This window comes from Ensifer sp. VA4 (assembly GCF_055710065.1).
On sequence record NZ_JBVQPO010000003.1, the window covers coordinates 121,334 to 148,119 of the forward strand.

General features: G+C 62.5%; 23 protein-coding genes. 8 read left to right on the forward strand and 15 right to left on the reverse strand.

Translation table 11 applies throughout. From position 1 onward, the window contains the following. Positions 1-72 precede the first annotated feature (72 nt). From AC0C6X_RS05790 to AC0C6X_RS05810, 5 genes are all read left to right on the forward strand, one after another. Complete coding sequence (locus tag AC0C6X_RS05790) at positions 73-555, forward strand: Lrp/AsnC family transcriptional regulator (RefSeq protein ID WP_173518509.1); 483 nt, start codon at positions 73-75, stop codon at positions 553-555. Between the two features lie 118 nt (positions 556-673). Then, entirely contained in the window at positions 674-2,170 is a 1,497-nt protein-coding gene (locus tag AC0C6X_RS05795) for an NAD-dependent succinate-semialdehyde dehydrogenase (protein WP_472952195.1), read from the forward strand. Positions 2,171-2,206: 36 nt separating this feature from the next. Continuing rightward, positions 2,207-3,583 carry an aminotransferase gene (locus AC0C6X_RS05800; protein ID WP_472952196.1) on the forward strand — a complete coding sequence of 459 codons (1,377 nt, stop codon included), beginning with the start codon at positions 2,207-2,209 and terminating at the stop codon, positions 3,581-3,583. Positions 3,584-4,058: 475 nt separating this feature from the next. After that, on the forward strand, positions 4,059-4,457 hold the full coding sequence (locus tag AC0C6X_RS05805; protein WP_246304485.1) for a hypothetical protein: 399 nt from the start codon (positions 4,059-4,061) through the stop codon (positions 4,455-4,457). A gap of 433 nt (positions 4,458-4,890) precedes the next feature. Beyond that, the gene (locus AC0C6X_RS05810; RefSeq protein ID WP_376741712.1) at positions 4,891-5,613 is read left to right on the forward strand and encodes an acyltransferase family protein; all 723 of its coding nucleotides are present in this window, start codon (positions 4,891-4,893) and stop codon (positions 5,611-5,613) included. A 762-nt stretch (positions 5,614-6,375) separates the two neighbouring features. Here AC0C6X_RS05810 and AC0C6X_RS05815 read toward each other — a convergent pair. The 6 genes from AC0C6X_RS05815 to AC0C6X_RS05840 form a co-directional block, all read right to left on the reverse strand. Next, positions 6,376-7,428 (reverse strand): alpha/beta fold hydrolase, encoded by a 1,053-nt coding sequence (locus tag AC0C6X_RS05815; protein WP_173518514.1) that lies wholly within the window; start codon positions 7,426-7,428, stop codon positions 6,376-6,378. A gap of 154 nt (positions 7,429-7,582) precedes the next feature. Then, positions 7,583-8,524: a GlxA family transcriptional regulator gene (locus tag AC0C6X_RS05820; RefSeq protein ID WP_173518515.1), complete on the reverse strand. Its 942-nt coding sequence runs from the start codon at positions 8,522-8,524 to the stop codon at positions 7,583-7,585. Positions 8,525-8,600: 76 nt separating this feature from the next. Further along, positions 8,601-9,239, reverse strand: coding sequence for a VOC family protein (locus tag AC0C6X_RS05825; RefSeq protein ID WP_472952197.1), 639 nt, complete (start codon positions 9,237-9,239; stop codon positions 8,601-8,603). 53 nt (positions 9,240-9,292) lie between these two features. Then, entirely contained in the window at positions 9,293-10,639 is a 1,347-nt protein-coding gene (locus tag AC0C6X_RS05830) for an epoxide hydrolase family protein (protein WP_472952198.1), read from the reverse strand. Positions 10,640-10,723: 84 nt separating this feature from the next. Further along, on the reverse strand, positions 10,724-11,524 hold the full coding sequence (locus AC0C6X_RS05835) for an SDR family NAD(P)-dependent oxidoreductase (protein WP_472952199.1): 801 nt from the start codon (positions 11,522-11,524) through the stop codon (positions 10,724-10,726). 134 nt (positions 11,525-11,658) lie between these two features. Continuing rightward, complete coding sequence (locus AC0C6X_RS05840; RefSeq protein ID WP_173518519.1) at positions 11,659-11,862, reverse strand: hypothetical protein; 204 nt, start codon at positions 11,860-11,862, stop codon at positions 11,659-11,661. On the opposite strand from AC0C6X_RS05840, the gene AC0C6X_RS05845 reads away from it, so the two are divergent. Continuing rightward, a complete protein-coding gene (locus AC0C6X_RS05845; protein ID WP_173518520.1) occupies positions 11,849-12,043 on the forward strand; it encodes a hypothetical protein in 195 nt (64 codons plus the stop codon). The two genes, AC0C6X_RS05840 and AC0C6X_RS05845, sit on opposite strands and share 14 nt — an antisense overlap. Here the strand turns inward: AC0C6X_RS05845 and AC0C6X_RS05850 are convergent. The 8 genes from AC0C6X_RS05850 to AC0C6X_RS05885 form a co-directional block, all read right to left on the reverse strand. Next, a complete protein-coding gene (locus AC0C6X_RS05850; protein ID WP_472952200.1) occupies positions 12,030-13,799 on the reverse strand; it encodes a cytochrome c biogenesis protein DipZ in 1,770 nt (589 codons plus the stop codon). The genes AC0C6X_RS05845 and AC0C6X_RS05850 overlap by 14 nt on opposite strands. Before the next feature lie 300 nt (positions 13,800-14,099). Further along, a complete protein-coding gene (gene xth, locus AC0C6X_RS05855) occupies positions 14,100-14,873 on the reverse strand; it encodes an exodeoxyribonuclease III (RefSeq protein WP_173518522.1) in 774 nt (257 codons plus the stop codon). A gap of 16 nt (positions 14,874-14,889) precedes the next feature. Beyond that, the gene (locus AC0C6X_RS05860) at positions 14,890-15,528 is read right to left on the reverse strand and encodes an alpha/beta hydrolase family protein (protein ID WP_472952202.1); all 639 of its coding nucleotides are present in this window, start codon (positions 15,526-15,528) and stop codon (positions 14,890-14,892) included. Position 15,529: 1 nt separating this feature from the next. Continuing rightward, positions 15,530-16,615 carry a tetratricopeptide repeat protein gene (locus AC0C6X_RS05865; RefSeq protein ID WP_472952203.1) on the reverse strand — a complete coding sequence of 362 codons (1,086 nt, stop codon included), beginning with the start codon at positions 16,613-16,615 and terminating at the stop codon, positions 15,530-15,532. Then, the gene (gene ku, locus AC0C6X_RS05870; RefSeq protein ID WP_173518525.1) at positions 16,615-17,499 is read right to left on the reverse strand and encodes a non-homologous end joining protein Ku; all 885 of its coding nucleotides are present in this window, start codon (positions 17,497-17,499) and stop codon (positions 16,615-16,617) included. Before ku ends, AC0C6X_RS05865 begins: the two co-directional genes overlap by 1 nt. 26 nt (positions 17,500-17,525) lie before the next feature. Continuing rightward, a complete protein-coding gene (ligD, locus tag AC0C6X_RS05875) occupies positions 17,526-19,988 on the reverse strand; it encodes a DNA ligase D (RefSeq protein WP_472952205.1) in 2,463 nt (820 codons plus the stop codon). A 134-nt stretch (positions 19,989-20,122) separates the two neighbouring features. Further along, complete coding sequence (locus tag AC0C6X_RS05880; protein ID WP_173518527.1) at positions 20,123-21,133, reverse strand: HlyD family secretion protein; 1,011 nt, start codon at positions 21,131-21,133, stop codon at positions 20,123-20,125. 10 nt (positions 21,134-21,143) lie between these two features. Beyond that, positions 21,144-22,796: an MFS transporter gene (locus AC0C6X_RS05885; protein ID WP_472952206.1), complete on the reverse strand. Its 1,653-nt coding sequence runs from the start codon at positions 22,794-22,796 to the stop codon at positions 21,144-21,146. Between the two features lie 83 nt (positions 22,797-22,879). On the opposite strand from AC0C6X_RS05885, the gene AC0C6X_RS05890 reads away from it, so the two are divergent. Both AC0C6X_RS05890 and AC0C6X_RS05895 read left to right on the forward strand, forming a co-directional pair. Next, on the forward strand, positions 22,880-23,530 hold the full coding sequence (locus AC0C6X_RS05890) for a TetR/AcrR family transcriptional regulator (RefSeq protein ID WP_472952207.1): 651 nt from the start codon (positions 22,880-22,882) through the stop codon (positions 23,528-23,530). 174 nt (positions 23,531-23,704) lie between these two features. Further along, positions 23,705-25,969: a methyl-accepting chemotaxis protein gene (locus AC0C6X_RS05895; RefSeq protein ID WP_472952208.1), complete on the forward strand. Its 2,265-nt coding sequence runs from the start codon at positions 23,705-23,707 to the stop codon at positions 25,967-25,969. 47 nt (positions 25,970-26,016) lie between these two features. Here AC0C6X_RS05895 and AC0C6X_RS05900 read toward each other — a convergent pair whose 3' ends face one another. Then, positions 26,017-26,760 carry an SDR family oxidoreductase gene (locus AC0C6X_RS05900; RefSeq protein ID WP_472952209.1) on the reverse strand — a complete coding sequence of 248 codons (744 nt, stop codon included), beginning with the start codon at positions 26,758-26,760 and terminating at the stop codon, positions 26,017-26,019. Between the last annotated feature and the right edge of the window lie 26 nt (positions 26,761-26,786).

A 26,786-nucleotide genomic window follows, 5' to 3' on the forward strand; every position in this document is an offset into this window, starting at 1 on the left:
TGACAACGCCAAAATGCCTTCCCATTGTCTTTTTCTCCACTTTGACGTGATCTTCGCCCGGAGGGCGCCGGAATGAAACTCGACGCCATTGACCTGCGCATCCTCGAAGCGATTCAGCAGAACGGGCGAATTACCAAGCTGGCACTGGCGGAAAAGGCGGGCCTTTCACCAACCCCTTGCTGGCTGCGCCTGCGAAAGCTGGAAAAGGCGGGCATCGTGACGGGCTATCATGCCCGCGTCGCCGTGCGGCGCGTCGCACCGGTCGCCAGCGTGATGATGGAGGTGACGCTCGCCAACCATCGGCAGGCGGATTTCGAACGATTCGAGCGGGCGGTCGCGGCAACGCCTGAGATCGTCGCTTGCTGGTCGGTCGGCGGCGGCGTCGATTACATCCTGAAGATCATGGCGCCCGACATCGACGCCTATCAGCGCCTCGTCGACAGCCTGCTCGACCGCGAACTCGGCATCGACCGTTACTTCACCTACATCGTCACCAAGACGGTGAAGGAGGAGACCGTACTGCCGCTCGAGACGCTGCTTCCCGCCTCTGAATAGAGAGATTGTCTACGACCGCACCTGTCTTTGGCTCAAGTCTCTGCCGACCACCCTGGCTATAGACAATCTGTCGCCGTTGCTCTGGCAGACTTCCTTTACACAACAAGAGGAGGCCGCCATGACCGCCGTATTTGCCCGCACAACCTTTCACGACGCCCTCAGCCGCCTTGCCGACCCGCACCTCTTACGGGAGCTTTCCTATGTCGGGGGCCGCTGGATCGCCGGTCGTGAAGGCGCGAGCTTCAAGGTTACCGATCCTGCGTCCTCGGCAACACTCGCCTGGGTCGCGGCCCTCGATGCCGAGCAGACCGGAGAGGCCATCTCGGCCGCCGCCGATGCGCTTGGCGCCTGGCGCAGCATGCTGCCGCAACAGCGCGCCCAGATCCTTCGCAGATGGCATGCCCTGATGCTGGAAGCCCGCGAGGACCTTGCGCTCTTGATGACGCTGGAACAGGGCAAGCCGCTTGCCGAATCCCGCGGCGAGATCGACTACGCGGCGTCGTTCATCGAGTGGTATGCCGAAGAAGGAAAACGGCTTAACGCCGAAGGCGTCACCAGCCACCTTCCCGGAGCCGAGATGATCATCCGCCGCGAGGCCCTCGGCGTGGTCGGCATCGTGACGCCGTGGAATTTTCCCTCCGCCATGATCACCCGGAAAGCGGCGGCCGCACTTGCTGCCGGCTGCACCGTCGTTGCCCATCCCTCCAGCGAAACACCGCTTTCAGCACTCGCCCTTGCCGAACTCGGCGAACGAGCCGGCATTCCAGCCGGTGTCTTCAACGTGGTGACGGGAGACGCCGCCACGATCGTCAGGCGCATGAATGCCGATCCGCGCATTCGCGCCATGAGCTTCACCGGGTCGACGGAAATCGGCAAGCTGATTGCGAGCCAGTGTGCATCGACCATGAAGCGGCTGATCATGGAACTCGGCGGCCATGCGCCGCTGATCGTCTTTGCCGATACCGACATCGGGAAGGCCGTCGACATGGCAATCGCCGCAAAATTCGCGACGTCCGGTCAGGACTGCCTTGCGGCGAACCGCATCTATGTCGAGCGTTCCGCACTCGCGGACTTCACGGCGGCCTTCAAGGCGCGCGTCGAAGCGCTGAAGGTTGCTTCAGGCCTTGAGCCGGGTGTCGAGATCGGCCCGCTGATGCACGAGCGCGCCATCGCGAAGGTCGAAGAACAGGTCGCCGATGCGGTGAAGCGCGGCGCAAAACTCCTGACCGGCGGCAAGCGCCACCGGACAGGCACGCTCTTCTACGAGCCGACGCTTTTGACTGATGTACCCGACGATGCGCTGATCATGCGTGAAGAGACCTTTGGCCCGGTTGCCGCCATCACCGCCTTCGACAGCGAGGACGAAGTGATCGCCCGCGCCAACGACACCGACTACGGCCTCGTCGCCTATGTCGTGACCGAGAACGGCGCACGCCAGTTTCGCCTTGGCCAAGCGCTCGAATACGGAATGGTCGCGATCAATCGCGTGAAGATCACCGGCGCGCCAGTCCCCTTCGGCGGCTGGAAACAGTCGGGTCTCGGCCGCGAAGGCTCGCGCCACGGCATCGAGGCCTTCACCGAACTCAAATATCTCTGCATCGACACGGCCGCCTGAGCCCGGGCGCCACATCCATACGCGAAAGGAAAGACCATGCTCGACAGAAGCAACGAACTCACGGCCTGGGACCGCGATCACTTCTTCCACCCATCCACGCATATGGGCATGCATGCCCGCGGCGAGACGCCGACCCGTGTTATCGGCGGCGGTGAAGGGGTCTATATCACCGACACGAACGGCAGGACGAGCCTCGACGCCTTTGCCGGCCTCTATTGCGTCAACGTCGGCTACGGCCGTCAAGAGATCGCCGATGCGATTGCCGCGCAGGCCAAGAACCTCGCCTATTATCACGCCTATGTCGGCCACGGCACGGAAGCCTCGATCACGCTTGCCAAGATGATCATCGACCGTGCGCCTGAGGGCATGAGCCGCGTCTATTTCGGTCTCTCTGGCTCGGATGCCAACGAGACCAACATCAAGCTGATCTGGTACTACAACAACATCCTCGGCCGGCCGGAGAAGAAGAAGATCATCTCGCGCTGGCGCGGCTACCACGGCTCCGGCGTCATGACCGGTTCGCTGACCGGCCTCCATCTCTTCCACAACGCTTTCGACCTGCCGCGTGCGCCGATCCTGCACACCGAAGCGCCCTATTTCTTCCGCCGCCCGGACCGCTCGATGGATGAAGAGCAGTTCTCGCAGGATTGCGCCGACAAACTCGAAGAGATGATCCTGGCCGAAGGCCCGGAGACGATCGCCGCCTTCATCGGAGAGCCGATCCTTGGCACTGGCGGCATCGTGCCGCCACCGAAGGGCTACTGGCAGAAGATCCAGGCCGTGCTCGAAAAATACGACATCCTGCTCGTCGCTGACGAGGTCGTCACCGGCTTCGGCCGGCTCGGCACGATGTTCGGCTCCGACCACTACGGCATGCGGCCCGATCTCATCACCATTGCCAAGGGTCTCACTTCGGCGTACGCGCCGCTTTCGGGTACGATCGTCTCGGACAAGGTGTGGCAGGTGCTGGTCCAAGGCTCCGACGAGCTGGGCGCAATCGGCCACGGCTGGACCTATTCCGCCCATCCGATCTGCGCGGCCGCGGGCGTTGCCAATCTCGAGCTGATCGATGAGTTGGGGCTCGTTGAGAATGCTGGCGGCACGGGTGCTTATTTCCGCTCCGAACTGACGAAAGCGCTTGGCGGCCACAAGCATGTGGGCGAGGTGCGCGGCGACGGATTGATGGCCGCGATCGAGTTCGTCGAGGACAAGGACGACCGGATCTTTTTCGACCCGGCAAAGAAGGTCGGCCCGCAGGTCGCGGCAGCCCTTCTCGAACGCGGCGTCATCGGCCGCGCCATGCCGCAAGGAGATATCCTCGGCTTCGCACCACCACTCTGCCTCACAAGCGAAGAGGCAGACATCGTCGTGAAAGCAGCCTCTGACGCGATCACGTCCGTGCTCGGCTCGTAGTAAACCCGGCGAGCACGAAACCGTGACAAATGAGGCGAGGCCCAATGGCGCGATCGTGCGTTCCCAATCCTCGCCTGCCCGGCCGCGCGAGCGGCCGGGCCTAAGCTCGAATCTGGTCGAGACACTCCCGGATTATCCTTCCCCTGAGTCCCCTCCCCGTCTGCTGTATCGCAAGCAACGATATCCATCGCCGCGACGATGACCTATCCGGCGTCTGCAGGACCCGCCCCTCCGGGCGCGCTGCACGATCTTCCCAAAACATCAGGACGAGGGCCATTCCCCCGCTCGTGCCCGCTGCCTGACCAGGCGTCTTGGCAGCGAAAAACTGTCCGTCTTTGCGCTAGTTCAAAGAACCCGGCCCCACTTGCTCTTAGGCTCGACGCCGAGAGTGCCGGATCGAGCTTGCCCAGAGGCGGAAGTGCCGCCACGCAACCTTGGACATGGAACAAATGCAATGCGAACAGCGGACCCTGCGATGACATTGGCCCAAACCAAGGAGGAGATCAGCGGCGCGATTGGGCGCATGCATGGTGCGGTCCTGAGCAGCGCAATCGACTGCGAATGCCGAGACCGCGTGGGCAAGGCGCTGCGCGACCTCGAAAGGCTCGAGCGAGAGCGGATCGAGCGGAACCTGCTCGCCGCGGCCGGCGGGCAACGCCAAAGGATCGAAGCGCTTCTGGAACTGCTTGGTGATTTCGACCCGAACGAAACAGACGCGATTGACGATGGCACCCTGGCTGAGGCGGGCCTGCTCTTCGCCGATATCGCTGCAGCCGCAGAGTTGGGGTCCCATCTGCTACGACAGTCGCGCCAGGTGCGCCATTCATGCGAGGTGATGCAGGAGGCTACCGATCGTGCCGCGTCCGAAGAGTGATCTTCGCACAGTTCAATTTGAAGGGTTTCAGCGACGCGAGGCCTCACAGCGGAGCCGGTTCAGGGACGCGCTACTGGACATCGCCATGTCTCAAACAATTGCACTCGGAGAAATGAGTGTGGTTCTTGAAACGCTGCAAGACGATAGCGGTGCCGGCGGCTCTGACTGGCGCTGACGCGGCCAGCCCTCCGGCGATTGCGCCGCGAATCTGGCGCGCAAAATCAGTTGGCAGCGAGATTCTCATGCCTGCGCACTATCCCCTCAGCGACGTCGATGGGCCTACCAGTGGTCGGGAGTTTCGTACCCATATGACCCGTGCTATCTTCCAGCCAGGGTCGTTGGGGCAGGCGAGTGCAATCGTCTTCAGAGCAATATTTCGAAAAGCTGGATCACGTGCGAGCGTTCGCCGCCTTCATGGTGTTCACTTGGCTTCATCCATGCTGCCGGAGTTCCAGTAGATTACGTCCCGGCTTTGCCGCTGCTCTCATTACTTGAGGAAGGGCATACGGGCGTTTCGCTATTCATGACGCTGAGCGGCTACCTGTTCGCCAAGCTCCTGGACGGGAAACAGATCATCTATAAGAACTTCCTGCGGAACCGGGCCGTCCGCCTCCTGCCCTTGCTGGCAGTCGTCCTGTTGCTTAAGGCAACGATCTGGGTCGCCAACGGAACCCCGGTTCAAGAGGCTGCGGCATGGATCGCGCTTGGAAGCATCCTCCCAAGGTGGCCGAACGGTGCTTGGAGCATCGCGGTAGAATGGCACTTCTACCTGATCCTTCCTGCTCTTCTCTTCGCCGTCGGCATACGACGGGAATCGGCTTTGATGCTGGTCTTTGCGGCGATCGTCTTGCGCCTAAGCCTGTTCATGGCTGGCTGGGAGATCCAGCCGATCGGCTACTGGACAATCATCGGTCACATCGACCAGTTCGTCGCCGGGATATATGCTTGGCATTTCTACCGAGGCGGACGCGTGAGGCCCTTGGTGGTCATTGCGGTCGCCATGGCGTTCGTCACCTGCTATCACTGGTTCAACATCGGCGGCGGTTTCTATGGGACTCAAGCGTCGCCGGTGTGGATCTATCTTCCTGCCGCCGAGGCCGCGTTCTACGCCGTGATGATCGCCCCCCTACGACGGATCGAAATTGACGCTGCCTAAGCGGCTATCGGCCTCGGTCTCCTTCGTGGGCACGGTCTCCTATTCGATCTACCTGCTCCACTTTTGGTACTACGGCCCCGTTGCAAAAGCCGTGATGCATTATGTTGGCCCGCTATCCTTTGGCTTTCGCTTTTGTTTCCCCTGCTGGCTTTTGTGTTCTTCCTGCCTATCGCAGCGCTCAGCTATCGGTGCATCGAACAGCCGTTCTTGAAGCTCCGCACAGATACGCAAGGCGCGGCCCTTCTGCGCCACCAACTCATCACGCCGACGTTTCCGCGCCGATCGTGCAGAAGCTTCCGCTCGCGTTCAGGTTTAAGTATTCCGCCGCAGCCCAGGCGTCGAAAAGTGTGCTGGCATCACCCACCAAGTTGCCGCCTCACTTTCAAGAGTCCGGGTTGAAGCATGCCGACCAGCCGACCGCAAAGAGTTACTCCGGGTTCGTCGCTCATGCTGTTCTGCCTTTCGACAGGTGTTCCTTCCAGGCCCGATTACCCTTTTGCGACGAGAAACAGATGGCGCCCCGCAGGTGTGAAGGATGTTTCACCGAGATGCGCAAATGTGTGGAAGTCTGCCAAGGTCAGGGACGGATGCACGCTGATACGAAGGCGGCCGTCCGTCCCGGTGCGCTCAGCTACCCACCGATGGGCGGCCCTGGCCGGGCCGCGCCACATGGCGCCGGGCGCGTTCCCAACGCCCATCGGCGCGCGAAAGAACGCGGGACCGGCGAACCGGAACCAGCGCTTCCACGTCTGCGGGAGAAAACTAGAAACGGTCGACGTCGACGACTGCCTCGGCGAAGGCGGACGGCGCCTCTTGCGGCAGGTTGTGGCCGATGCCGGCGGTGATCAGCCGATGCTCATACTTGCCGGAGAAACGCTTGGCATAGGCCGCAGGATCCGGATGCGGCGCGCCGTTGGCGTCGCCCTCCAGCGTGATGGTCGGGACGGTAATGGTCGGGAGTTCAGCGAGCTGTTTTTCGAGGTCGTCATACTTTGCTTCGCCCTCGGCGAGACTGAGGCGCCAACGGTAATTGTGGATCGAGATGTCGACATGGTCAGGGTTCTCGAGCGCCTCGGCGCTCTTGTCGAAGGTGGCATCGTCGAAATTCCACTTGGGCGAGGCAAGCTTCCAGATCAGCCTGGCGAACTCCTTGTGGTTCTGCTTGTAGCCGGCATAGCCCCGCTCGGTGGCGAAGTAGAACTGGTACCACCAGGCAAGCTCGGCCTGCGGTGACAGCGGCTTCCTGTTCGCCTCCTGGCTACCGATGAGATAGCCACTGACCGAAACCATCGCCTTGCAACGCTCGGGCCAGAGGGCGGCGATGATGTTGGCGGTCCTCGCACCCCAATCGCAACCGCCGATGACGGCCTTCTCGATCTTGAGGGCGTCCATCAGAGCGACAATATCGGCGGCGATCGCCGCCTGTTGGCCGTTGCGAGGTGTGTCGGCGGAGAGAAAGCGGGTCGTGCCGTAGCCGCGCAGATACGGCACGATCACGCGATAACCGGCATTTGCCAGCAACGGCGCAACGTCCACATAGGTATGGATGTCATAGGGCCAGCCGTGCAGCAGGATCACGACCGGAGCGTCGCTGGCGCCAAGTTCGGCATAACCGACGTTCAAGACACCCGCATCGATCTGCTTGATTGCAGCAAAGGATTTGTTCGTTCCGGGGGTGATGGCCGGCAGGCGCGCAGCCTCGCTGTTTCCCGATTGCGCTTTGGCGACGCTTGCCGAAACGAACTGCGTCGCCGCCAGCGAGAGCGCAATTGCGCTGATGAAACGACGGCGCGGGTGGTTGATTTCGTCGGACATTGGCTGCCTCCAGTGAACTGAACTGTCATCAGATATGGAGCGCCGATGTATCGCGGTCGTGTGCTCAGCGGCTCACATTGAAAGCGCATGTAGAAAAGGCAGGCCTTGGATACACGGCGATACATCATCCTGTAGCGGTCTCTGCCGTCTAAGGTCAGGCGATGCCCTCGCGCGCATTGCGCCGGATCGTCTGCGGTGGCTGTCCGAGCGTGCGCAGAAAAGCCCGACGCATGCGGTCGCTGTCGGCAAAGCCGGTTTCCTCGGCGATCACGTCCATCGAGTGGCGCCCCTGCTCCATCAGCAGGCGCGCCGCTTCCACGCGCAAATGCTCGACCGCTTTCGCCGGCGATTGTCCCGTCTCGGAACGGAAGGCCCGGCTGAACTGGCGCGCACTCAATCCTGCCGCATCCGCCAATTCCTCGACCGACAACACGTTGCGCAGGTTGGCCTTGGCATAGTTGACCGATTTCTGGATGCGATCCGACTTCGGGTCCAGGTCGAGCAAGGCGGAAAACTGCGATTGGCCGCCGGCGCGTCGCTGATAGACGACCAGCTTGCGGGCGACCTGGCGCGCGATGTCTTCGCCGTGATCCTTCTCGATCATCGCGAGCGCCAGATCGATGCTGGCCGTCATGCCGGCTGAGGTCCACACGCTGCCATCGACGATGAAGATGCGATCTTCTTCGACCCGCACCTCAGGAAAACGCTCCCGCAACTGACGCGCGAATACCCAATGGGTCGTTGCTCGACGGCCGTCGAGCAATCCGGACTCGGCCAGGATGAAGGCACCGGTGCAAGGAGCGGCCACCCGCCGCGAGGCCTTGAGCGCGTGGCGTGCGAAGGCGACCAGCCCGGGAGATACCGGTTCGATTTCGGTGCCCGCGCCAAACATGACCGTGTCATAGATCGTCCCGTCGAAGGCTTTCGTCAGGACGCCGAAGCCGGCGGACGACTTGATCTCGCCGCCCCCTTCCGACAGCAATTCGATCTCGTAGGCCTGTTCGCCGAGCGCCAGATTGGCAACCTCGAAGGCGGTGACCGCCGCGAACCCCATGAGCTGGAACCTTGGAAAGACGACGTAGCCGATCCGGTGCATGTCAAACACCCTGTCTGGAATGGTCGTTTATACCATATTTGCGCCATAGCGGAAACGCGACGGTCAAGGCCGCAGCCTATTCGGGAAGTGGCTTTCCGGCCTGCTCCGCTACCATGTATTCGGCATACCAATCCGGCCAATTGTGATCGTGCTCACCGCCATTGCGTTTCTCATGCTCGCCGTGCGCGGCGGCGGCGCGACGCAGTGCTGCTGCAAGATCGGCAACCGAAGCGAAACCCGTGACATCGCCATCGACACGTCCGGGCAAACGCTCGGTCACTTCCTGAAGCAGCCAGCCGTTACCATCGGGGTCGCTGAAGGTCGCGTAGGAGCGGTAGCTGCGGCGCGCCGGATCGCGCCCCGCGATTGGCGGTTTTCCGGGGCCTTCGCGGTGGAAGATCTCGCTCACTTCGGCGCCGCGTTCAACGAGCTCATCACGCGCGGCTTCGATATCCGAGGCGACGAGATAGAGACCATCGGCCGAGCCGGGAGTGGCCGAAGTCAGCCCCGTGCCGAAGTGGATCGACGCCGGCGAGCCCGGCGGCGTGAACTGGACGACGCGAAACGTATCGCCGACGGGAAAGTCGGCATCGAGCCGCCAACCAAGACGACCGTAGAAGGTCTTGGCGCGATCGACGTCCGAGACCGGAATGACGGCGACCTCGAACTTCAGGTCAACCGAAGGCGCTCTGTTGTTGCTATCTGCACGTGTCATGTCACTTCTCCTGTTGTTGCGACGCCGGGCGCGGTTGCGCACGCCCCTTTCCGTCAGCTCGGTTGACGCAATGACTTGAAGGAAGCTCTCAGTTCATCGACCAAGGCCTCCGGTTGTTCCCAGGCTGCAAAGTGTCCCCCCTTGGCGAGGCGATTATAATGGATGAGCTTGGGGAACGCCTTTTCTGCCCAGGACTTTGGTGCCTGATAAAGCTCGTCCGGGAAGGCGCTGACGGCCACCGGGATTTGCACGCCCTTCGGCTGGAAGAAGGCGAGCTTGTTCTCCCAATAGAGACGCGCCGACGATACGGCGGTCTTGGTCAGCCAATACAGCGTGATATTGTCGAGCACATCATCGCGCGTCAGACCCTCTGGCTGGCCATCGAAGACGCGGGCGATCAGTTCGTAGCTGCGGGCGTCATGGTCGAGCATCCAGCTCGCAAGGCCGATCGGGGAGTCTTCGATGCCATAGAGCGTCTGCGGACGCTTGCTCATCTCCTGGGCATAGGACAGCCCGTTCTTGTAGAAGAAATCGAGCTGATCATAGGCACGGCGCTCGTCGGCCGAAAGATCGGATGGTGCCGGGCCGCCAGCATCGAGGCTCTTCTGGATTTCGGTCGGAACGGTCGCCGGCATGTTGGTGTGAATTCCGAGCAAGCCGGCCGGCCGCTGCAGGGCCATCTGCTCCGTGACCGCGTCCCCCCAGTCGCCGCCCTGCGCGACATAGTGGGTATAGCCGAGACGCTGCATCAGCACCGCCCAGGCCCGCGCGATCCGGACGGGATCCCAACCGCGTTCATTCGGCTTGCCGGAGAAGCCGTAGCCCGGCAGCGAGGGAATGACGATGTCGAAGGCATCGGCCTCGCTGCCGCCATGGGCCGTCGGATTGGTCAGGGGATCAATGATCTTCAACTGCTCGATGATCGAGCCGGGCCAGCCGTGGGTGATGATGAGAGGCATCGCATTCTTGTGCTTCGACCGCACGTGAATGAAATGAATATCGACCCCGTCGATGTTGGTGACGAACTGCGGCAGGTCGTTGAGCTTCTTCTCCACCTTGCGCCAATCATACATGGTCGCCCAATAGTCGGCGAGCTTCCGCATGGTGGCGAGTTGCACGCCCTGGGTGCCGTCGTTCACCAACTCGCGGTCCGGCCATCTGGTGGCCGCGATCCGCTGCTTGAGGTCGGCAAGCGCGACGTCACTCGCATGGAACTGGAACGGCCGAATGGATTCGTCGGCCGCAGGCTTTGCGGCCACCACGATCGGAGCGCCGCCCGCCGAGGAAGCACCCGCGGCGTGGGCGGCGAGCGGAGGGAGCAGGATTGCGATCGCTCCCGACAGCGCGAAGGCGGCCAAGCGACTGCCCTTGGCGACTGGCAAATGGCGTCTGGACATCATCATTCTCCTGGTTCGAGTGTTGAGGCGATGCCGACGGCATCGCCATGCGGTTCCGGGATGGGAGGACCCGGAAGGAGATCGGAGCTATCCCCCGACGTTGTAGCGAGCGGCGGGTGCGCTCCTGGAAAGGTTCGGCATGAGTTTCTGCCGGGCCGCCTCATAGGCCGCCCAATCACCGGCATCCGGCAGCGCCGGAATGGTGATCACTTCGCCCTGATCGAGGCCGGCAAGCGCTGCATCGACCATGTCCTCGGCCTGCATGACGATCTCGCTCGGCACGTGGTCGAGCGGCGTACCGGCGATGCCCCAGAAATCCGTCGCCGTCGCACCGGGCAGCACGGCCTGGATACGGATGTTGTTGTCGGCCAGTTCTTTCTGCAGCGACAGAGTGAACGCCAATACGAAGGCCTTCGTACCACCGTAGACGCCGTTCAGGAGTTCAGGCGCAACGCCGACGATCGAAGCGATATTGATGATCGTGCCGGTACCGCGTGCGACAAATCCCGGCGCGGCCGCATAGGTCAGCCGCGTGAGCGCGCTGACGTTCAGCGTGATCATGTCCTCCATCTTGTCGACATCCGACGCCAGTAACGGCGCGGTCGCGCCGACGCCGGCATTGTTGATCAGTACCGTGATGCTCGCGTCGCTCTGAAGCAGAGCTTCGATCCGCTTCAGATCTTCCTTCTTGCCGAGGTCTGCAGGCACGACCTCAATGGCGCGCCCGGTCTCGTCGGCAAGACGATTGGCTAGGTCATTCAGGCGCTCACGGTTACGGGCAACGAGGATAAGGTCGAAACCCCGGCGCGCCAGCCGATCAGCGTAGATCGCGCCGATGCCGGAGGACGCGCCGGTGATCAATGCAGTTCCTTTGGAATTCGTGTTCACTTCAGGCTCCTTTGCCTTGGGTTTGGAGCCTCGATGGTAGGGCCGGATGGCCATGGCTCAAATGTCATAATTCCGGCATTTTCAGCCACTGCGCTCAGCAGTGAGACCGGCTTCATCCGCGAACACGGGAGGCCCTAGAGCCCAGCCTCGGCTTCCTCCTGCAGGACCTCGTCGGGAAAGGCGGCCTCCTGCGACGGCGAGGCATCGCCGCTCGCCACCTCGGACACCGAACTGGCAAAGATCGCCGCCAGGGGCCCGGGCTCTCTCGGGTCACTGTCCCATGCACAGGGCGCTGCTGCGAGCGCGGCAATGGCAAAAGCTGCGATGAAGGTGCGCATGGTCTGCTCCTGTTTTGATATGGGTTCACCGGGCCAAACCGATCTGGCCGCCAGTTTCGGGCTCGCACGTATTGCTGTTGTGTTCGGAGCGCCGCAAAATTGTATCGGCCTGTACGAAGAGAAAGGCGCCGTCGGAAATGCGGACCGCCGTCAGGCCGTGTCCGAGATCATCCAAAAGTGAAAACGAAGGCTTCGGCGCCAGGCTTGAGGAAGCGGATCTCGAAGGTCCGTTCGCGCGCTTCGCCGGATTGGCGAACGAGCTGGTAAAGGCGGGTCTCCGTGACGGTGCCCTTGCCCGCCGCATCGATATCCGAGCCATGGTCTGCGCCGGGCGGCATCCCGTCGATCGTCACCTGAAACGGTACGGGCTTGCCGCCGGCGCGCGGGCCGAGCACCAGGTGCAGGTCGCGGGCACGGAACCGATAGGTGATGCCACCGCCAGCTTCGTTGAGGCTTGCCTGTTCGGCGCCGACCGTCCAGTTGCCGGTAAGACCCCATTCATTGAGGCGCGGTTCGGCGATGGTGTAGCGCTGGGCTGTGTCAGCCGACACACCTTCCGGCGAGACGAAGTTCGCAGCCCGTGCATAGCCGATATAGGTCTCGCCGGAGCCAAGCCGGGCCAGGTCCGGCGACGCTTCGGCGCCCTTCGCATTCGGCGTGACGAACTCGTTTTCGGCCTTTTGCTTGCCTGCAGCTTCCGCCAGCAGATCCTGGATCACCCGCTCGGAACCTTCATAGTCGCCCTCGCCGAAATGGGTGTAGCGGATCTGCCCTTCGCCATCGATGAAGTAATGGGCCGGCCAGTAGCTGTTGGAGAAGGCACGCCAGATGGCGAAGTTGTTGTCGATTGCGACCGGATAGCCAATTTTGAAGTCACGAACCGCCTTTTCGACGTTTTCGATCTGCTTTTCAAAGGCGAACTCAGGAGTGTGCACGCCGATGACGACAAGGCCCTGGTCGCGATATTTTTCCGCCCAGGCCCGAACGTAGGGGATCGTGCGGATGCAGTTGATGCAGGAGTAGGTCCAGAAGTCGACGAGAACGACCTTGCCGCGAAGCTCGGCGGGCGTCAGCGGCTTTGAATTCAACCATTGAACGGCGCCATCGAGCGATGGCAACGTGCCTTCTACCGGAAGGTCGCTGCGAAAGGCCGCCTGGCGCCCATCCTTCGCGGCAAGAGGCAAGCGGGTGCCCGCGACGTCCACAGGGGCGGCATTGCCACGCAACTGATCGAGAATTGCCTGTTCGAAGCCGGTCGTGCCCGCATAGGAAAGGCGTGCCAGTAGCCCGGTATCGAGGCCAAGAGCGATCGCCGCCACGCCGGTAAGGACCGCAACGCCCAAGCCCTGTCGGATGCGGTCACCAACCCCGAGGAAGCGCTTCATCACCGCAAACACCCTGGCGCCGGCAAGAACCGCCAGTGCCAGTGATGTGGCCGTGCCGGCCGCGTAAGCCGTGAGCAGCAAGGTCGTCTGAACATTTGCCCCGTTCAACGCCGCACCGGTCAGCACCAACCCAAGCACGGGGCCGGCACAGGGCGCCCAGAGCAATCCGGTCGCAACGCCGAGGAGGATGGCGCCGCCAACGCTCCCCTTCTCCCCGGTTGCCACTTTCCTGGACAGGCGACTGCCGAGCGCGACGAGCGGGCCCGTCACGAAAGCGGCGGCACGCGTCGACAAAAGCGTCACGCCAAAGACCGCGAGCAACACGATCGCGGCGTAGCGGCCAAATGCGTTCGCCTGTACCGCCCAGTTTCCCCCGAGTGCGGCGAGCGAAGCGATGCCGGCAAAGGTCACGATCTTGGCGAGCAGCATCGGAAGAATGCTCGTGGAAAAGGGCTGCCCTGCCCGCGCAAACACAAATGGCAGAACCGGGAGGATACAGGGGCTGACGATGGTCAGCACGCCTGCGAGATAGGCTACAACGAACAGGATCATCATCGCTCTCCGCACTGGATCGATGCGCCAGGGCATCGATCGCGCTTGATATGCGCGGCAGAGAACCAGCGCGACGTATCGGCGATGTTTCCGATCGGGGCCGATTTGTATCGTAGTGCAGCGGGGCGCCTTGTTCGTCACATGATCCTCAGCACCCGGCTCGACAGCCCTGCCTTCCCGCTTTCCGCAGAATGCCCGATCAACACAGTCGGAGGGACGTAACGCCGTGCCATAGCTGTCGCGACCAGGCCTTCTCGCTATCGTGGAGCGGCACTTTCGCTGCCTGCAGGCAGGAGCGCCTCAATTGCGCAGTTCGATCCATACCGGCGCATGGTCGCTCGCGCCTTCCATACCGCGGATTTCCCGGTCGATGCCCGCGCCGATGAGTTTGCGGGAGAGCTTGCGACTGAGGAGCATATGGTCGAGCCGAAGCCCGGCATCGCGCTGCCACCGGTTCCGGCGATAATCCCAGAACGTAAAAAGCTCCTGCTTCGGATAAATCTTGCGCAGCGCATCGAGCCAACCCTGATCAAGGAGCTCGCGAAATGCTGCGCGGCTTTGCGGCTGGACCAGGGCGTTGTCATCATAGGAGGTCGTCGGGTAGATATCGCGCGGTTCCGGCACGATGTTGTAGTCGCCCGCAAGCACGACCGGCAGGTCGAGGGCGTAGAGCTCGGCGGCATGTTTGGCCAGGCGCTCATGCCAGGCGAGCTTGTAGGCGTATTTCGGGCCGGGCTGCGGGTTGCCGTTGGGCGCATAGAGACAAGCGACCAGGGTGCCGCTGACGGCGGCCTCGATGTAGCGCGCCTGGTTGTCCGACGGATCGCCGTCGAGCCCGATGCGGGTCAAGATCGGCTCGCTGCCGCGGGCGAGGATCGCCACACCGTTCCAGGCCGATTGTCCCTGCCAGACCGCTCCGTAACCGGCCGCCTCGATGGCCGATTGCGGAAACTGGCGGTCGGTCGCTTTCAATTCCTGCAGACAGACGATGTCGGGCTTGGCCTGCCCCAGCCAGGCGATCAGGTTTTCGAGCCTCTTGTTGATGCCGTTGATGTTGAAGGTGGCGATCTTCATCCCGGCGTCAAGATCATTACGTCAGCCGCGCGGCCCAGGCTGCAACCGCGTCGGCCACGGTCCTCAGGTGATCTGCCGTCGAAAAGCCGGAAATGCTCTTGCGCGGCTTGAGATCATGGTCGCCGTCCTCGAGCCACAGGACTTCGATCGCATCGGAAAGCGTATAAGCTTGAACCTCCTCGCAGGTGCCGAACTCGTCGCGGGTTCCCTGGCAGATCAGGGTCGGCGTCTTAAGGCCCGCCAGATGCTTCGTGCGCAACTGATCGGGCTTTGCCGGCGGATGGAAGGGATAGCCGAGGCAGAGAAGCCCGACGATCCTGCCGGACGCATGAAGATCGTCGGCGATCATGCTTGCAACCCGCCCACCCATCGATTTGCCGCCGATGACGAGCGGGCCTTTCGTGCCGAGCGCGTCGACGGCGGCCACATATTCCGGGTTGAGCGTCTCAGCGCGCGGCGGCGGTTTGCGTCCCTCCGACGTTCGTCTTGCCGCCATATAGCCGAACTCGAATCGCGCGACGCGAAAGCCTGCTGCGGCGAGCGCCTTGGCGGTCGCGTTCATCGAAGCGGAATCCATCGGCGCGCCGGCACCATGGGCGAGCAGAATGGTGACGGGCGCATCCTCAGGTCCATCGAACAGGAATTTTTCCCCCATGTCAGCCCGCCGTCCTTGGACGCAGATGCAGATCGACATACTGCACACCGCGTTCGGCCGTTCGCGCCCACTCGCTATCGCTGTCGAGTTCGAGATAGCGGCTCCACCAGCGTCTGGCCTCCGCAAGGTCGCCTGCATCAAATTCGAGTTTTGCCAGATTGAAAACGGCGTCGGCATAGTCACCGTCGAGCTCGATCGCCTTCTTGAGGTGCCTGCGGGCGGCATCGATCCGCCCCCGCTCGCTCATCAGCCCGGCCAAATTGAACCAGGCCTCGACAAAGGATGGATCGAGCTTGATTGCGCGGGCATAGTCATGCGCCGCATCCAAGTCCCGCCCTGCGGCCTTGAGGCAGTTGGCGCGGTTGAAAGCCGCGACTGAATCCGTTCGGTCCATCGCGAGGTAGCGCTGATAAAAGGCGGCGGCTTGCTCATAATCGCCATTCGCCTCCGCCTCCTCAGCGAGATCGAAGAGGTCCTCCAGAGCGGCATCGTCGGGCGTGCCGAGATCGAAGAGCAGTTGTCCATTCAGTTCACTCAAACCCGCGGCGCTGCGAGCATATATCGTATTGGTACCATCGTGATGGAGGGAAAGCGCCGTCAGCGAGGCGACCTGTCCGGAGCGATGCACGGACCGGGCGATTGCACTCCAGTTCGCCCCGCTGGCGATCAGTTCTGCATATTTCCTGGCGAGGATCAGGTCGCGGAACGAATAGGGTTCGCTGTCATGCTCGAAGGCATCGAACAGGGACAACAGATCGAAGACCCGCGGGGAAAGCTTGGCCTGATCAACCAGCGACTGGCGCGTGAGCGCCGATGCCACCGGCACCGACAGCAGCCCCAAGAGGCGGAGAAAGCCGTTCTCGCTGACGAGCCACCGCCCGGCTGCACGCTCCGCCTCGAAGCGGGCTTCGATTTCAGCTTCGCTCCACTTCATCAGCAGACTGCGGCCGAAGACGAGATATGTGGTCTGCCGTGTGACGCCGCGCCGCAAATGCCCGAATTGCCGCTCGACCTCCCGCGCCACGAGCCGTCGTGGGAAGGCCGAGAGAGCACCAACAATTCCGAATGTCTGGCCAGCAATCGCCATCAGGCTTTCTTCTTCGCGGTCGACTTGGCGGCCGTACGCTTGGCCGGGGCTGCCGCCTTGGCGGTTTCCTTGGCCGCCGGTTCGGCCTTGGTCTTGCTCTTTGCCGGCGGCTTCGACTGCGAAAGGCTTGCCTTCAAGGCATCCATGAGATTGATGACGTTGCCGCGTTCAGGCGCTGCCGCGATGATCGGCTTGTGGCCTTTGAGCTTCTCGCGGATCATCTTCATCAGCGCGATCTCGTAACGATCCTCGTAGTTCTTCGGATCGAAGACCGTCATCTTCTGCTGGATCAGCGCCTCGGCGAGTTGCAGCATTTCCGGGTCGGGATTCCCCACAGGGATATTGCCGAAATATTCAGCCGTTCCGCGCACTTCGCTCGGATTCCTCAGTGTGCACACGAACATCCCCGTCTCGCGTGCGCCGATGGTCACCACCCGCTCGCGGCTCGAAAGAACGAGCCGCGCTATCGCCAGCTTGCCGGTCCTCTTCAGCGCCTCGCGCAGGACCACAAAGGTTTCCTCCGCCATCGCGCCATCGGGCGCCAGATAATAGGGCGCGTCCTGGTAGATCACGTCAACGGAGCCTTCATCGACAAAGGCCTCGATGTTCATCGTGTGATTGGATTCGATCCTGACGCTTTCGAGATCGCTGTCCTCGATGATGATGTATTTCTTGTCCTCGTATTCGTAACCCTTGACCAGGTCCGAGCGCTCGACGAGCCCGAGCTCGGGGTCGACCGGCTTCATGTTGATCCGGTTATGGGTGTCCTTGTGAAGCTGATTGAAGCTGATCCGTTCGCTCGAACTGGTCGCCGGATAGAGCCTGACGGGACAACTGACGAGACTGAGTTTGAGATAACCCTTCCAACTTGCCCTGGGCGCCATGATTGTCTCCTACGCGGCCAAACGCGTTATGTCCTCGGTTCGGACAGAAGCGGCAAATCCTTGGCAAAGTCGTCGATATCCGCCCAGGGATCGCCGAAAGTATCCAGAAGTCCAGGCAGCGAAGAATAGTTCAAATCCTCCGGAGCGTCGATAGTCTCCAGATCCGCCCAGTTGAGCGGCGTCGAGGCGGGTAGATTTGTGCGTGCGCGCAGCGAATAGGGTGCGGCCGCCGTATGGCTGCGGGCATTGCGATGGAAATCGATGAAGATGCGCTTGATGCGGTTCTCCTTGCCCATCGTGGTGGTGAAGGTCTGCGGTGCGGTCGCCGCCAGCCGTGTCGCGATCGCGCTCGTCGCCTGATGCGTCTTCTTCCAGTCAAGCTTCGGCGTCACGGGCACGACGACGTGGATGCCGCTGCCGCCGGAAGTCTTGACGAAGGGGACGAGACTGAGCGCTTCCAGTTCGCCGCGGATGTGGATCGCGGCCTCGACCACGTCGCGCCAGGCGATGCCCTGGCCGGGATCGAGGTCGAAGACGATACGGTCGGGCTCTTCCAGCCGCTCGCGCTTTGTGCCCCAGCTGTGAAGCTCGATCACGCCGAACTGTGCCAGTGACAAATACCCCTTCGTGCCTTCGATCGACAGAAAGGACTTGGTTTCGCCTTCGGAATTGGTCGACTTGAAGCTGACGATCGAGGACGGCATTCCGGTAAAGGGATGACGCTGGAAGAAGCAATCCGCGCGTTTTCCTGTCGGGCAACGGAAGAGCGACACCGGGCGCCCGAGAATGTGCGGCAGCATGAAGTCGCCGACGAGCGCGTAGTAGAGGGCAATGTCGAGCTTGGTCGGTCCGGATTTGCCGAATACCCGGCGGTCGGCATTGGTGACCTGGATGCTTGCGAGATCGGCATCGGTGATCAGCCGCTTGCGCGGCGACCGCGCCGGCGCCGAAAGCTCGACATCGCGAAGCCCCTTGAACACCGCATGGCGCAGGAGATTGTCGGGGGTGCGATTGGAGTAATGGATGCGAGCGCTCAGAACCGGCCGAACCCAGGTGATTTCCCTTGGCGCGCCTTCGAGCGCGGCCGCGTCGCCGCATAACGCCTTCAACCGGGTGAGTAACTGCCCGGCGGTTTGCGCATCGAAGCCGGTTCCGACCTTGCCGCGATATTGCAGCTCGCCGTCTTGCCACTCGCCGAGAGCCAGGGAAGCAAGACCTTCAGCCGCCTGCGAGGTCGTGTACCCGGCGATTACGAAGTCACCGATCTGAAGCGCCTTCGTCTTGGTCCAGGTCTGCGTGCGGCCACTTCGATAGGGCGCCGAGGCGCGCTTCGAAACGATCCCCTCCAACCCCAATGCCGAGGCTTGATCGTAAAGCCCGTGCCCGTCGCCCTCGACATGATCGCTGAACTGGATGGCCGAGCGGCTGGATACCTGCCCCTGAAGCAGTTGCGCCAACAGCCCTTTCCGCTTTTCCAGCGGGACTTCGGTCAGGTTCCACCCATCGAGGTAGAGAATGTCGAATGCATAGAAGACCAGCTTACTGTCGGCACCGGTCGAAAGCGCGTCCTGCAAAAGCGCAAAGCGGCTGATGCCGTTGTCGTCGAGAACGACGATCTCTCCGTCGATGATCGTTTCGCGGCAGGGCAGCTTCCGAAAAGCCTCTGGCAGGTCGCCGTAGCGTTTCGTCCAGTCCAGTCCGCTGCGCGTCATCAGCCGGACTTCGCCATCCGAGATATCCGCCATCGTCCGATAGCCATCGAACTTGATCTCGTGCAGCCAGACATGCTTGTCCGTCGGACCGCCCGGCGGCTTCGGCGTCTGGCTGGCAAGCTGCGGCTCGATCCGCTGCGGCTTTGGACCTTTCACCGCGCCTGGCAGCGCGCCGGGTCTGAGAACGATCCGCTTTGCAGGCTTCTTCGGCGGCTGGACCAGTTCCTCGATCCGCCGTCCGCTTTTTACGCTTTCGGGGCGCAACGTCAGGATGTCGACCTCGGGGTCGGCGGCAAGGTCATGCTCCTTGAAGAGCAGCCAGTTGCGCTGCCCCTCCTCACCCGGCTTTGGCTTCAGCCGTGTCAGCATCCAGCCGCCGTTGAGTTTTTCGCCGGCCAGACGAAACTTGAAGGCCCCTGTCCTCAGGCTCTTCTCGATATCGTCCATCGGCGCCCAGACGCCGGTATCCCAGACGATCATCGGCCCGCCGCCATACTCTCCTTCCGGAATGACACCTTCGAAGTCGATATAGTCGAGCGGGTGGTCTTCGGTCTCGACCGCCAGCCGCTTGTCGGCGGGGTTGAGAGATGGTCCCCTCGGAACCGCCCAGCTTTTCAGGACGTCGCCGACCTGAAGCCTGAGATCATAATGATCGGCCGTGGCGTGGTGCTTGTGCACGACAAAATGATTGCCCTCCCCGCCGGTTCTTCCGGCGGGCTCCGGCGTCCTGGAAAAGTCCCGCTTCGCGCGGTAGGCCGTGAGCTTCGACGTCGCCATGTCGCAAAGCTAGGGCGTGTTCGCAAAGGCCGCAATATCCGCCGGAGCGGATGGCGTAGCGATCAAGGGTGCCCGCACGGGCACGTTCGTAAGCCGGCGGCCGGAGTGGGCTCCTTACCCTCAACGCGCCTGCCCTACCTGATCGTGATAACCGCCGACATGCCGGGCCTGAGATCGCCGAGACCGCTCTGCCCCTCGTTCAATGTGACCTTGACCGGGACACGCTGCACGATCTTGGTGAAGTTGCCTGTGGCATTGTCAGGCGGCAACAAGGCGAACTGCGCACCGCTCGCAGGCGAGATGCTTTCGATCTTTCCCTGCAACGTGACGTCCGGCAGTGCATCGACGCGGATTTCCACGGTCCCGCCGAAGCGCACGCCCGGAAGCTGGGTCTCCTTGAAATTTGCAATGATCCATTTGTCCTCGCCGACGAATGGAATGAGCGCGGTCCCCGGGCGCACGAACTGCCCGGACTTTGCCTGGCGCTCGCCGACGGTGCCGTCCGCCGGCGCGCGGATCAAGGTGTTGTCCAGTTCAATCTGCGCCAGTTGAAGCGCCGCGGCCGCGCCATCGGCGTCCGCCTGAAGTTGTGGCCGCTGGCTTTCCAGAACGTCGATCTCGGCCTTGGCCGCGGCCAGATTGGCCACGGCCTCCGAGACGCGTGCGGCCGCGTTGATGTCGGTCGAGCGCGCGGTTTCGAGGCTCGCCTGCGACACCGTGCCGGATTTGGTGAGATTTTCGATCCGGACGAAGTCGCGGGCGGCGCGGTCGGCCTCGGCTCGCGCGCCCTGAAGATTGGCCTCAGCATGTTCTATGTTCGCGCGCTGGACGCTGAGCCGGCTCTCCAGATTGGCGATCGCCGCACGCTTGCTGGCGAGGGCCGCCTTTGCGGAGGCGACGCGCGCCCGGTATTCGTTGTCTTCGATCCGGTAAAGGACCTGGCCCGCCTTGACCGGCTCGTTGTCGGCAACGGCGACCTCGGCGATGTAGCCTGTTATCTTTGGGCTCACGGGCACGACATCGCCGCGAACATAGGCATTGTCGGTCGATTGTCCGGACCAGCCGTCGACCATGGAGATTGATGTCACGCCAAAGACTGCGCCGGCAATTGCCACTGCCCCGATGGATGCTTCAAGCAGTTTCATGTCGTTGATCCTATCCTTCGATTTTTTGAGGCGCCGAATTGTCCGGCACGGCAAAGGCCACGAGTGCGGCAATGACCAAGATGACGCCGACCACCAAAAAGCTGTCGTTGAACGCAAGAACCCACGCTTGCTTGCGGGCAGCGGCGGCGACCAACGAGGCCGCGCCGGCGAGCGACGCATCACCGTCGGCAACCCGGCTGGATAGGTGCATAGCAAGGCCTGTCAGCTGGTCCGAGACCCATGGGCTGTACGGCGAGAGGTGTTCGGTGAGAACGTTGGAATGAAACTTCTCCGCCTCCGTTGCCAGGTTGGAGGCAAACCCGGTGCCGAGCGTAGTGCCGCCGATCGTCGAGATGTTGAAGGCGAACGACGCCGTGGGAAGTTCGGGCAGCTTCAGGGGAAGCGCACCGATTCTCAGATCGGCGGCAAGGAAGAGCGCCACACCGACAACGAAGCAGATCGCCACCCATTGAAGCTCCGGCCCCGACGTCAGGCTCGTGCTACGGGCGGCGGCAATCGCAGACAGACCGCACATCAGCAAGCCAAGCGTCATGATGTTCCGGCCGCGCATGAAACGATGCAGGTGCCAGGCCAAGGGCATGGACAGAAGCTGGAAGAGCACGGCCGAACCCAGCAAAGTTGCGACTTCACCGGGCCGATAGCCCTGAACGGTCGCGAGGAACTGCGGGATCAGGTAGCCGGTCACCACCAGGCCGGCACGCGCAGCAAGGTTGAGCAGGATCGGGATAGAGAAGCCGCGCCTCAGAAACAGCGCGGGTACGAGGATCCCGATCGGCGAGAACAGGGTCACGAAGATGAAGCCGGCAGCCGCCGAAACGGCGCAATTGAACGCAAGCACGATGGTGGCGCTCTCAAGCCAGAACTGACGCGTGCCTTGGCTGAGCACGATCGTCGTCGCCCCAAGCGCTGTGGCGAGAAGCAGGAGCGCGACCCATTCCGCCTTCAGTCCCGGCCAGGAGACCGGCTGGCGCGGCAGGACGAATAAGCCGGCAACCGCCATGACCGCGCCGCTTGCCACTTGCGCAACGAACAGGCTTCCCCAGCCGGCCGCCTCCTGCAGGTATGAAGCCAGCACCGGGCTCAGCGTCGGGGGCAAGACCAACACGAAACTCAGAACCGTGAGCCCCAACGGCAGGCGCTGTTTGGACATCACGATGAAGGTCGAGGCAAAGGCCATCGGGCCGAAAAATCCGGCCGTGAACCCTTGAAGCCCGCGCCACGCCGTTAGCCAAACGAGGTCCGTGGACCTCAGGCAAAGGATAGCCGTGAGCGCGAAGACGGCGGCGGCAGCGACATAGGCTCGCCTTATGCCGAAAGCCTTGACGATCGGACCGGAGAGGATCACGCCCATCAGGCTTGCGGCCAGATAGCTGGTCACCAGCCAGGAGCCTTCGTCCGGCGTCAAGCCGACGCCGCCCTGGACGTCAATGATGTTTGCCGCAACGAGCGGACCCGAGACATTCACCAGGAACGACCCGCTGAGACCAACGACCAGCATCGCCTTCTGCTGCCACGAGAGCGCGACCGATGCCGCGGGCGCCGGCTCGGCAATTGCGGCTGGAGCGGCCTCTATCGCCTTCACGGCATTATCGGCAGTCTCAGGCGGAGGGTCTTCTTCCAGAGTCACGGCAAGCGCAGACATGACCAGAAACCTATTTAGGAAAACAGTTGCTTTCCTAAATAGTCCCGATTAAGAATTTCGTCAAGAGAATTTGGAAAGTCACCATGGTCGAAAAACAGGATGAGACGCCCCGCTCTCGGGGCCGGCCCCAGATCCGCTCGGATGACGAGACCCGTCGGATAATTATCCAGGCGGCCGAGCGGCAGTTCTCGGAACTCGGCTACGGATCGGCCAACATCAACGTCATCGCACAGAACTCGGGCGTTTCTACCAAGACGCTCTACCGTCTGTTTCCGACCAAGGCGGATCTCTTCGAGCGCGTCATTTCCGTCAGGATCACCGAGTTCGTGCTTGAGGCCGACGAGGAGAAGTTGGCGAGGATGGATGTGAAGACCGGCCTGGTGCGGTTGCTGACGGCCTATGGAAACCTCGTGCTTTCGGCGCACACGATAGCCGTCACGCGTCTGGTACTCGCCGAGGCTGAGCGCTTTCCGGAAATCGCCGCCACATTCTGGGAGCGGGCTGTCGAGCGGACAAATGCAACGCTAGAGAACTGGCTCAAAACGCAATCGACTCTCGGCCGGCTTGTGATCGAAGATCCATATCTGGCGGCGGGCATGCTGCGGGGCATGATGGCGATGGAGCCGCAGCGCGCTGTCATGATGGGGCGCCTCAACGCCATCGACGCGGCAACGATCCCAGCCCGGGCCGAAAGCTGCGCCGAGATCTTCCTAACGGGTACGCTGCCACGGTAGGCTGAGACGCGGCGCCTATTTCCACAAGCATTCTTTCGTATTGTCATCCAAACGTCATCAACCTGTAATCTGAGACCGTATAACTCTCCGCGCGGGAACGCTCCCGCCGGGCGCATGAGGCGTCGCGACCAGCCCTTCGGCATGGCCCCTCTCCCTTGAAGCCCGGTGATTGTTATGCGTTTGTCCGCGAAGCTACCTTTCGCAGCGGCGGCTCTGGCTGCCTTCTCCATCGCTGCTACCAGTCTTGCCAGCCTGACGGTGAGCGGCAACCTGTCATCGCGCGCAGCAATCGAAAAGCTGGAGGCGCTCGCCGATGCCCGCCGCAACGAGCTTCGCCATTACCTCACCACGATAGAAAACGACCTGCGCAATCTCCAGGCGCAAAAATCGGTCTCCAAGGCGCTCAGCGATCTCAATGGTGCCGCCGCCAAGCTCGGCGACAGGGCAAGAAGCGAATTGCAGCGCCGTTACCTGACGGAAAACCCCAATCCCGAGGACAAGCGCGCGCTTTACAGCACCGCCGGTGTCGATGATTACGATGCGCTCCATGCACGCTATCATCCGTTCTTCCGCCGCTTCGCGGAGGCCCATGGTTATCGCGACGTCTTGCTCGCCAATCTTAGCGGTGACGTCATCTACTCCCTCAACAAGAAGGGCGACTTTGCCGTCAACCTGAAGGACCAATCCTGGAAGAATACAGGGCTTGGCCACATTTTCCGCGAGACGGCCGAGGGAACGGAAAAGAGCAAGCTGGCCTTCGCCTCCTACGAGGCCTATTCGCCACTCGCCGGCAGCCCCGCGGCATTCATCGCCATCCCGCTGGAATCGATCGACGGCAAGATCGGCACCCTGATCCTCGAGATGCCGGACGCGCGCATTGGCGAGATCGTCGGCAACCGGACGGGCCTTGGCGAGACGGGCGAGACGATCCTTCTCGACGGCAATGGATTTTTTCTCGCCGACAGCGCTGCCACACCGGACAACGATGTGCTCAACGCCCGGATCGTGGCCGATCGACTGGCGGAAGATGGCAGCAGCAAGCTCGCCGATTTCCGCGGTGAGGAAGCGCAGATGGCTGCCACCAGCCTCGATGCTTTCGGCACCCGCTGGACCATGGCCGCGGTCATGACGTCACGGGAAGCCTTTGCCGCCGTCACCGCCTTGCGCAACTGGACGCTTGCGACGGCTCTCGCCGTCCTTGCAGCGGCGCTGTCGATTTCCGTCTGGTATTCACGCCGGCTGACGCGCCCGATCACGGGTCTCGTCCGTGATATGAGCCAACTCGCTGACGGCGATACGACGATCGGCGGCGTCGGCCGGAACCGCAAGGACGAGATTGGCGACATGGCCCGGTCCGTGCTCGTCTTCCGCGATGCGCTTCTCGATCGCGCCCGCCTTGAAACCGAGGCGGCGCAAACGCGAACCATGATCGAAGAGGAACGGCAAGTGCGCGAGACGACCCAGTCCGAAGTGTCGCGCCAGATCAACGAGGCCGTGGAGATGCTGGCGTCCGGGCTGGAGCGGTTGTCTCAAGGCGACCTGACAGCACGCATCGACCGGCCCTTCGGGGCCGGTTTCGATCGCCTGCGCTCGGACTTCAACCTGTCGCTGGAAAGCCTTGCCGTCACCCTCGGCGACGTGAAGGCGAGAAGCGCTGACATCGACGGCGAAACCAGCGAGATGCGCGACGCCATCGGCCAGCTTGCCAAGCGCACCGAACATCAGGCGGCGACATTGGAGGAAGCAACTGCGGCGCTGAGCGCCATCACCGCGACCATCGAGCGCACTGCCGAACACGCCTCATCGGCCACGACGATCGCCGCTGCCGCCAAGGCCAGCTCCGACCGCTCGGGTCACGTGGTCATGAATGCCGTCGGCGCCATGGCCCAGATCGAGAAGGGATCAGCCGCCATTTCCCAGATCATCGGCACGATCAACGACATCGCGTTCCAGACCAACCTCTTGGCGTTGAATGCGGGCGTCGAAGCGGCCCGGGCCGGCGAAGCGGGCAAGGGCTTTGCGGTCGTTGCGCATGAAGTGCGGGAGCTGGCACAGAAATCCGCTCTTGCTGCCCGGGAAATCAAGGCGATCATCACCACCTCGGCCGAGGAAGTGACGAAGGGCGTCTCGTTGGTCCGGGCGGCAGGCGATGCGCTCGACGAAATCTCCGGCCAGATCCATGCGATCAACGAGCAGACGCAGCAGATTGCCGGCGACGCGCGCGACCAGGCGAACGATCTGCAGCACATCAACCAGACCATGCTGTCGCTCGACGCCGTGACGCAGCAAAACAATGCGATGGTCGAAGACAGCACCGCCATGACCCTTCGGCTCTCAAGCCAGGCATCCGGCCTCTTCGACCTCGTCGAGCGCTTCCGCACGACATCCAGCCTACGCGACCAGACGGAGACGGATGCGCGCATCCGGCTGATCGCCTAGGACCTTTACGGGCCACGTGCCGTCGCGGCCCGCATCAGAAGGCGCGATCAGCTCGCCTTGGCGAGCGCCACGGCGTCGGCGCCGGCCGGAAAGTGGAGCTGGCCGGACAGGTCGTTCGCCGCCTGCCAGACAGCCTCCGCCACATCGGCCTCAGTCGTGACCAAGGGCGCGGCCGCGAACTGCGCGAAGATGGGTGCGGCAAAATCGGCGTAGGCCGCCGGGATCAGATCCTCAACGCGCATCGTGGTGTTATGGGCGAAGCGCGTGGTCGGCGCGTAGCCGGGCTCGACCAGTTTGACTCTTACGTTGAAGGCATCCAATTCGTGGGCCAGCGAGCCGGTGAAGCCGGTGATCGCCGTCTTGCTGGCGGTATAGGCTGCGGCAAGCGGCATGGCAGCAAGCGTCACCGTGGACGTAACGTTGACGATCACACCCGTCCTGCGGGTACGAAACTGCGGTATCACCGCCTGCGCCATGGCCATCACCCCGAAGGTGTTGGTGTCGAAAACCTTGCGGATATGGGACATCGGCGTCGCTTCGAAGGCACCCACCACACCGATACCGGCGTTGTTGACGAGCGCGTCAATCGGGCCGCTGTCCTCGATCGCGGCTGAGATGCTTTCGGGATCGGTGACATCGAGAGACAAGACCCGGAGCCGCTCGGATTTCGGCAGAATGTCTCGGCGCGGGGTACGCATCGTGGCGATGACGTTCCAGCCCTCGGCATGGAAGCGCCGCGCCGTCTCCAGCCCGTAGCCGGAGGAGCAGCCGGTAATCAATACGGTCTTCATCGCAATAGCCTCAGTTGTTTCGATGG